Source organism: Lacticaseibacillus yichunensis, from assembly GCF_003946405.1.
GTDB classification, from domain to species: Bacteria; Bacillota; Bacilli; order Lactobacillales; family Lactobacillaceae; genus Lacticaseibacillus; species Lacticaseibacillus yichunensis.
On the sequence record NZ_RHOG01000032.1, the window covers coordinates 24,704 to 33,507 of the forward strand.

The 8,804-nt window shown below is 59.8% G+C and carries 3 protein-coding genes; all 3 read left to right on the forward strand.

All coding sequences use genetic code 11. The annotated features are described in order from the left end of the window. The first annotated feature begins 5 nt into the window (after nt 1-5). The 3 genes from EKM95_RS09415 to EKM95_RS09425 all read left to right on the forward strand — a co-directional run bounded on the left by EKM95_RS09415 (nt 6) and on the right by EKM95_RS09425 (nt 7,686). The gene (locus tag EKM95_RS09415) at nt 6-2,672 is read left to right on the forward strand and encodes a family 78 glycoside hydrolase catalytic domain (protein ID WP_125697817.1); all 2,667 of its coding nucleotides are present in this window, start codon (nt 6-8) and stop codon (nt 2,670-2,672) included. A gap of 170 nt (nt 2,673-2,842) precedes the next feature. Further along, nucleotides 2,843-4,420 (forward strand): alpha-amylase family protein, encoded by a 1,578-nt coding sequence (locus tag EKM95_RS09420; RefSeq protein WP_125697819.1) that lies wholly within the window; start codon nt 2,843-2,845, stop codon nt 4,418-4,420. A gap of 62 nt (nt 4,421-4,482) precedes the next feature. Then, nucleotides 4,483-7,686 (forward strand): alpha-mannosidase, encoded by a 3,204-nt coding sequence (locus tag EKM95_RS09425; protein ID WP_125697821.1) that lies wholly within the window; start codon nt 4,483-4,485, stop codon nt 7,684-7,686. Nucleotides 7,687-8,804: the final 1,118 nt, after the last annotated feature.

The following is an 8,804-nucleotide window of genomic DNA, read 5'->3' on the forward strand; positions in this document are numbered from 1 at the left end:
AGCAGATGGGGTTGTTACAGATTCGCGTGAATGATCAGGAAGAACCGCTGATTGGAACGCTTCGGCGGGTGAGTTGGACGGTGGATGCCCTGCCGGCCGAGGTGGTGGAAGGCACGCTGGCGATTGCGTTGGTGGGCGGCGCTTCGACGCAGACGGACGGTGCGGTTGGAATCGGGACGGCTGAGATCGTCGAACCTGTGTGGTGGGACACGCTGGCGCCCGGGGTCCATGTGGTGTCGGCGTTTGATGGACTGAATCTGGCGCTTGAACGGCGGTATTCAGTGACGGTCACCCTAGTCGATGCGACCGGGCAGACATGGCAGGAATCGGCCGCCTTTTTCACCGGGACGACATGGGATGAGGCGGCCTGGGTGACGTGCCGCGACGACCCGACTGAGGGGGAAGGCGAGTTCCTGTTTTCCCGAACCGTGCAGCCCGAAAAGCCGGTGGCATCGGCGCTGCTGTATGCGAGCGCCCGCGGGTTGTATGAGGTGTACGCGGCTGGCGAGAAGATCGGGGACGACCTGTTGACGCCGGGCTGGACGTCATACAGCCACGCGATTCAGTATCAGGTGTATGACGTGACGACGCTGCTTCAAGGCGGCGGGCCGGTGCGGCTGGATGCGCGGCTGGCAAACGGCTGGTACTTGGGGATGCTGACATGGGACAAGCACCCACATTTTTACGGCGCTGAAAAATCGTGGATCGCCAAGCTTGTGGTGACGTACACCGATGGCACGCGCGCGGTGGTGGCCACGGATGCGCAGTGGCGGACGGCGCCGGGGCCAATTGTGTCGTCGGAGCTTTATGACGGCGAGGTGATCGATGGCAAGCAGGCAAATGCCAACTTCTTGACGGACGGCACGCGGGATGGCTGGCAGGCGGCGACAGTGGTCGAGGCGGATAAGGCGGTTTTGACGCCTCAGCGCGATCAGCCTTGTCGGGTCACGGAAACGGTCGGGGTGCAGCGCATTTTTACCTCGCCAAATGGGGCGGTCACGCTGGATTTTGGCCAGAACCTGGTCGGCCGGGTGCGCGTGGATCTGGCGCGCTTGTTGCCGGCGGGCGAAACGGCGCTATCGCTGCATCATGCCGAGGTGCTGGATCCGGCGGGCAATGCGTATTTTGGCAATCTGCGCAAGGCCAAGCAGATGCTCGTGTTGCCACATGCGACACCGGGAGATGGGGCGGCGTTGACGCATTTTACCTTCCAGGGCTTTCGCTATGTGGTTGTTGAGGCAAATCGGCCGCTGGTGCTGGACCCGCGCGCTTTTTCGGCGGAGGTGGTGCACACGGCGATGCCGCGCACAGGCTATTTCACATGCAACGACATGATGCTCAACCGGCTGTTTGACAACATCGTGTGGGGCCAGCGCGGCAACTTTGTCGATGTGCCGACCGACTGCCCGCAGCGCGATGAGCGGCTCGGCTGGACGGGGGATACGCAGGTGTTTGCGAGCACCGGCCTGTTCAACTTCGACAGCGCCGCCTTTTATCGCAAGTGGCTCGCGGACCTGGCCAGCGATCAGTTAGAAAATGGCGGGGTGCCGGCGGTCATTCCGGATGTCATCACGCCACTTCAGCCGGAGACCAATTCGTCTGCGGCCTGGGGCGATGCGGCGGTGATCGTGCCGTGGCAGGTGTTCCAATTCACGGGCGATCGCAGTGTGCTTGAGGATCAATACGACAGCATGGCGGCCTGGATCGCCTTCAACAATCAAGCCGGGCCGACGCCTTACACGGGCAACCAAGGTTTTCACTACGGTGACTGGGTGGCGCTGGATGTGCCAGGCAGTAATTTTGGCGCGACGCCGCATCCGTATTTGGCTTGCTGCTTCCACCGCTACACGACGGAGATCATGCGGCAGACGGCGCGGGAGCTGGGCCGGACGGATGATGCGGCGGGGTATGCAACCCTGCGTGATGGCATTGATGCCTATTTTCAAAAGACCTATTTCGCTGGCGACGAGTTGACCGTGCAGACCCAGACGGCGCAGGTGTTGGCGCTGAAGATGATGCGGCTGTCTGAGGGGCAACGTGCGGCGATCGCCAAGCGCCTGAACAGTTTGGTCGTGAACAACAACACGCATCTGAACACGGGGTTTGTGGGGACGCCATACTTGCTGGCGGCGCTGTCGGACAATGGCTATCCGGAGACTGCGGTGGCGCTGCTTCGGCAGGAGGATTTTCCTTCCTGGCTCTACTCGGTGCGGCAAGGCGCGACGACGATCTGGGAACACTGGGACGGCATTCGCCAAGATGGCACGCTGTGGTCAGACACGATGAATTCGTTCAACCATTACGCGTTTGGTGCGGTCGGTGATTGGCTCTATCGGCATTTGGTCGGCATCGACCAAATGGCGGGCGAATCCGGCTTTCGGCAGATTCAGGTGGCGCCGTTGATCAAGGCATCGGGCCTGCGTGATGTGAGCGGGTCGTATCAGTCGGTGGCCGGCAAGATCGCGGTGGCCTGGGCCAATCAGGACGGCGCCGTGGTGATGCGGGCGCAGATTCCTGCAGGCAGTCACGCGGAGATCGTGCTATTTGATGCGCGGCCTGGCAGCCTCGATCGCGCGCTTGGCTCGCGGGATACCTATGATGCGGCGGCCGGGGCGTATCACTTGCAGGTTGATGGCGGGGCGGCTGTGACGCTGAATTATGCGCTGCGGTAACATCGCCCGCGACCTGTTTTGCGAGGCGCGAGGAGGCCGGTCAAACTTGGTATACCAATCCCAACCACTTATTCGCCGGATTCCGGGCAAAAGCCGTTTCTGCGCGGCATGGGCGGTATACTCAACTCGAACCGGAAAAGCGCTCTCATTTTGATGAAGGAGACGATGCAATGCCAGCCGATCCAGAAAAGATCATGCTTGAGCTTGACGACGGCACGTGGCACGACTTGGTGCATGACCACACCGACTCGTGGCGCCTGCCGGACAGCGAAACGGCCGTGACGTTTGCGGCAGATGGCACGATCACCCTATTTTCCCCGCATCGTCCTGTGTGCCGGGTGCGCGTGGACTTGCCGCGTGCCCCGCAGGCAGAGACGCTGTTTTTCGGTGATACATTTGAACGCTCGTATGGCGACTTGCAGGTCCACCGCTTCGATGACGGCCAGGTCTATGACTGGTACTTGATCGAGCAAAATGCGGCGGCGCAGGAAGCCATCGGGGTGGCCATTCAGCCACAGGCGTTTTGTGCGTGGACAGTTTCGCAGACCGCCCGCACGCTGTGGCTGGATGTGCGCAGTGGCACGAAGCCTGTCGCGTTGGGCGCGCGGGCGCTGCGGTGTTGTCAATTGGTGACACAGTCGTATCCGGCGGCTCAGCCTCTGGCGGCGGTGCTGGCCGATTTTTGCGCTCGGCTTGCCGGGCGCGCGACTCTGCCTGCGCGCGAGGCACCACTGGTCGGCACGAATGATTGGTATTTTGCCTATGGCGCGAATTACCGCCAGTTGATCGTTGAGAATGCCCGGGCGATGGCCGCGTTGTGCCAGCCATTTGGTTATCGGCCGTGGGTGCTTATCGATGATGGCTGGCAGGTCCAGCACGCCGCGGATTATAACGGCGGGCCGTGGACCGGAGGCAATGAAAAATTCGGGGACATGGCTGAGGTCGCGCAGGAGTTGCGCGCGCTCGGCACGCGGCCTGGCCTGTGGTTTCGGCCGCTGGTCACGCGCGATTCTGCGCTGGCGCCGTTTGCCTTGCATCAAGACGGGGCGACGCTCACGCTGGATCCCAGCCGGCCAGAGGTGTTGGCGCAGGTTGCAGCGGATGTCCAGCGCTTTGTGTCGTGGGGGTTTGAGCTGATCAAGTTCGACTTTTCCGCGTTTGATGTGCTGGGCCGCTGGGGCAATACGACGGGGCTGGATTATTTTGACCGGCCTTGCGACTTTGCGGACCGCACGCACACAACGGCGGAGATCTTCAGTCAATTGTACCGCACGATCAAGAAGGCGGCGGGGCCGGCGCTGGTGATGGGCTGCAACACGGCCAGTCAGTTGTCGGCCGGGCAGCTGGATGTGATGCGCATCGGCGATGATACCAGCGGCGTGTCGTTTCACCGCACCGTCAACCGCGGTGTGAACACGCTGGCGTTTCGGCTGGCGCAGGAAGGTAGTTTCTACCGCATCGACGCGGATTGCGTGGGCATCACAGACGCGATTTCCTGGGCGCAAAATCGGCAGTGGCTGAGGCTACTTGCGGCCAGCAACACCACCTTGTTTGTGTCCGCGGACTTACCGGGGCTGTCGGCTGAGAAAAAATCGGCCCTGCAAGAGGCGATCGGCGAGGCTCTACGGAATGAGACGCAGGCTGTACCGGCGGACTTGCGGGCTGGGCGGACGCCTGAGGATTGGCGGACCAAGAGCGGCGACGCGCTGCACTTTGATTGGAACGTGGATCTTAGTCAGCCGCTATAAATGCCGGTCTCACGAATAAAATTTTCAATATGATCTGAATCCATTAAAAAGGAGCCAATATCATGGAACAAAAGATCTCTGATTTTTTGGCAAAAGCAACCCAACAACTGCACATTTTGCAGGGCTATACTTACGCAAACTTCACGCCGGTCGCCGGGCTGGAACTGACGCCCGACACGCGTGAGGACAATCGCTGGGAGCCGGAAGACGCCACCTGGTCGCCGATCGAGCAAGGCGCCAAGTGGGAAGGCCGCGATAAGTATTTTTGGCTGCGGTTCACCCTCACCGTGCCGGAGATTCCGGCTGGCGGGCATTTTGTGCTACACACGGAGCTTGGCCGCACCGGGGGCAATGGGTCCGCGTTTGAGGGCCTGGTCTTTGTGAATGGGGAGCCTCGGCAGGCCGTCGATTACAATCACCGCGATGCCTATTTTGAGGACAGTTTTTCCGGCCAGACTCTGCATGTCGTGATCAAGTTGTGGACGGGCACGGAAGGCGGCGGGGTGCCGCGCGTCCAGCATTACACCCTTGAGACGCTGGCGAGCGGCATCATCGACCAGCATGTCGTCGACGCGGCGGCTTACCTCGAGAACATCATTGAGACCATCGCCCAGCTCGGTCCGGACGAACCGCTGCGCTACGGCTACATCGCGCTGGTGAAGAAGTCGTTCCAGCAGTTTGTCTGGGCGGAAGTTACTCCGGAGAATGTCGGCGCGATCGCCGCGTCTGTGCTGGGCCAGATCCAGCAATTCATCGCGGCCCATGCCGGTGAAAAAAAGGCGTACACCATCACCGCGGTGGGGCACACGCACATCGATGTCGCCTGGCTGTGGCGGCTTCGGCACACGCGCGAGAAGATCGCCCGCTCATTTTCCACCGTGCTAGAGCTGATGAAGGAGTACCCGGATTACATTTTCTTCCAGAGCACGCCGCAAGATTACGCGTATCTGGAAAAGGATTACCCGGATCTCTGGCAACAGATCCAGGCCCGCATCAAGGAAGGGCGCTGGGAGGCCAATGGCGCCACGTGGCTTGAGCCGGACACCAACATTCCAAGCGGCGAAAGCTTGACCCGCCAGTTCCTGTACGGCATTGGCTACTTCAAGGAAAAATTCGGCGCGCGCCAAAATGTCCTGTGGCTGCCCGATGTTTTCGGCTATTCGGCCGCGACGCCGCAGATCATGAAGGGCTTTGGCGTCGACAATTTCATGACCACCAAGATCTCCTGGAACGACACGAACCGCATGCCGCATGACACGTTCTACTGGCAGGGCATCGATGGCACCAAGGTCTTGACGCATTTCATCACCACCGTAGACAACTGGACCAACCTCGACGACCCGAACCAGTGGACGTACACTTACAACGGCACCTTGACGCCAAAATCCGTGCTGGGCTCCTATCACGTGTACGCCGACAAGGGGCTGAACGACGACCTGCTCGTCAGCTACGGCTTCGGCGATGGCGGCGGCGGTCCGACCCGCGAAATGATCAAAAACATGAAGATCCTCGACGAACTGCCGGGCTTGCCACACGTCAAGCCGGGCCGTGCCGATGACTATTTTGACCGGCTGGACAAGCGCGTCGAGGCGGCGCGTGATGAGGTCGCGACCTGGCAAGGCGAGCTGTACCTCGAGTTCCACCGCGGCACCTACACCTCGCAGGCCGACGTGAAAAAGTGGAACCGCCGCGCCGAATTTGCCCTGCGCGACCTGGAACTGCGCTATTCGGCAGCCCATGTCCAACATGGCGTGGCCTATCCGACCGAGGCGATTCGCGACTTGTGGATCATCTTGCTGCGGAACCAGTTCCACGACATTTTGCCGGGCTCGGCCATTCACGAAGTCTACGAAGACGCCGCCGTCGAATTCAAGCAACTCTTTGATGGCGTCGCGGACTTGCAGGCCAAGCTCCAGGCCGATTTCGCAACGCGGGCAACCGACCACGTCCTTGTGGAAAATACGTTGGCATGGCCGCGCACCGAGCTCGTTGCCCTGCCGGCTGGGGTCCAGGCCACGGCGGATGGCAAGGCGCTGAATGCGGTCTACACTGCCGAAAAGACGGTGGTGGCGGTCACCGTGCCGGCGATGGGCGCCACGAGTCTGACCGTGACGGCTGCGGATGCGTCTGGTGCCGGCGCCGGAGCCACTGCGCCGGCAGCCGCCGAGCCCGCGGAAGCCGGGGCTGCTGGTTCCCTGGAAGCCGCTACGCCAAAGCAGACGGCGACCGCTGCGCCGCATACGTTGGTCACGCCTTTTTACAAGGTGACCTACGCCAAGGACGGGCGGCTTGAACAGATCCGCGACCTGAAGCATGACCGCGATCTGCTGGACGAAAGCCGTGGCGGCAACGTGCTCACACTTTTTGAAGACAAGCCACTGACGTACGACGATTGGAACATCGATCAGGACTATCCGGAAAAGGCGACGCGCCTGGTTGCGGACAGTGTGACGGTGGGCGAGAACAACGCCTTTTACGCGGATCTGGATCTCGTTTACACGTTCGGCGCCTCTCAGCTGACGCAGACGATGCGCTTCTATGCTGATAAGCCGCAGATCGATTTTCTCACTCATGTCGACTGGCATGAGCGCCAGCGCCTGCTTCGGACCGCGTTCAACACGAACCTACTCGCGGACAACGCGCGCTACGACATCCAGTACGGCAACGTCGAGCGCCCGACCAACGACAACACTAGCTGGGACTGGGCGAAATTTGAGACCGTCGCGCACAAGTGGGCGGACCTTTCCGAACGCGATTATGGCCTGGCCCTGCTCAACGACTCGAAGTACGGCTACCGCATCAAGGCCAAGCAGATTTCAATGACCTTGCTGAAGTCGGGCAACCAGCCGGACCTCCACGCAGACGAAGGCGAGCACGACTTCATCTACTCGCTTCTGCCACACGAAGGCGACTTCCTGGCTGGCGACGTGGAAAAGACGGCGGCAGAGCTGAACGAACCGTTGCACGTTGAAAATGGCGTCGCGGCCCCGGCCACAACGGCGCTGTTCAACTTTGCTGCCCAGTATCCGGTTCAGGTGGATGCGATCAAGCTCGCGGAAAATGGGGCGCACGTCCTTGTCCGCCTGCACGATTACACCGGCGGCCATGAAACGGTCACCATCACCCCAACCACCGAAGCCAAGGCGGCGTTCATCGCCAAGCTCGACGAGTCCGTGGCCGACGACGCCAAGAACGTCTTGGCGGATGGCCGCGTGGAAGTGGTGTTGAGTCCGTATCAGGTTGTGACTGTGGCGTTTGATTTTTAAAGGGTTTCGCTGTTGAGTTTTTGATTTGGGCGCCTCTGCCAGAGATGGTGGCGGCGCCTTTTTGAATCGGGGGGCCGGTTTGGGGATATGGGCGCTTGATGGGCGAGCTGCTTTGGCGAATTTGCGAGCACTTTGGTTTACTGCATGCTTGTCCCTACCGCACACATTTTTCAACAAATTGTGTGCGGTAGGGACACAAACTTCAAAATTTTGTGAAATTGAATCCCCGTCCCGAACCTCGTTGAGAGACACGGCGTAATTCTTTTCCTACGACAACCCGGTTCTTCGCACTTCGAGGGCCGCTTTCTTCTATAGAAATAACGTGATCTGGCGTGACCGGTTTGCTCGGTGGGCATGGACCCGGGCCGGAATCGTCAATGCGCACAAGTGAAAGCTTCGGGCATTTTCTCGGTGGGTGACAAGACGTGCCGGTGCAATAGGACACCGGCGTGGGGGCTTCCTGGACCTATTTTCACAAAGCGCGCTTGAAAAGATGACAGAAGCGCCACGTTCTGTTCACAAAGTGTTCACACTCTCCCGTTAGTATAATAAACGTAGACAAGAGCTACCCCAGAAGAACAAAACTCTTGCCGCAACTTCATGAAAAACTCCTCCAATCTCGTGATACCCCCTAATATCGCGAGCGCACCGCCGGCGATCCCCCTAAGTCGCCGAGCGTGCAAACCCTTGGTCGCAAGTCCCCCTAACTTGCGACCGCCAAACCCCTGACGATCTTCGACCCCCAATCGAAGATCACGCACCACAAGCGATGCAGACCCCCTATCCGCATTCGCAACGTCGGATCACACCCCCCTAATGCGATCTGACAAAATACTCACAAGTCCCCCTAACTTGTGAACTCCTCCAAACGCCACTGGCCCCCTACCAGTGGTTTTTTTGTGTGGTTTTTGGGGGGAGCGGGGATGCCTTGTGGTGCGGATGGTGATGAAAAAGTCGAGGGAGTCTGCAGATAGTAATTGAAGGAAAGGTACAACGGCTGAACACCGACTACTTTATCTGCAATCAAAGAATCCTTATTGTAGTCAGTACTGAACTAGGCTGCTGACTTTGACCGTTCAGTGATGACTTTATAGTTAATTTGATATGTTTTGCCGGCT

Bases quoted from the DNA above. Each gene is read 5' to 3' on its own strand.
- EKM95_RS09420 (WP_125697819.1), top strand. From the start codon at position 2,843: ATGCCAGCCGATCCAGAAAAGATCATGCTTGAGCTTGACGACGGCACG.
- EKM95_RS09425 (WP_125697821.1), top strand. From the start codon at position 4,483: ATGGAACAAAAGATCTCTGATTTTTTGGCAAAAGCAACCCAACAACTG.
- EKM95_RS09415 (WP_125697817.1), top strand. From the start codon at position 6: ATGGGGTTGTTACAGATTCGCGTGAATGATCAGGAAGAACCGCTGATT.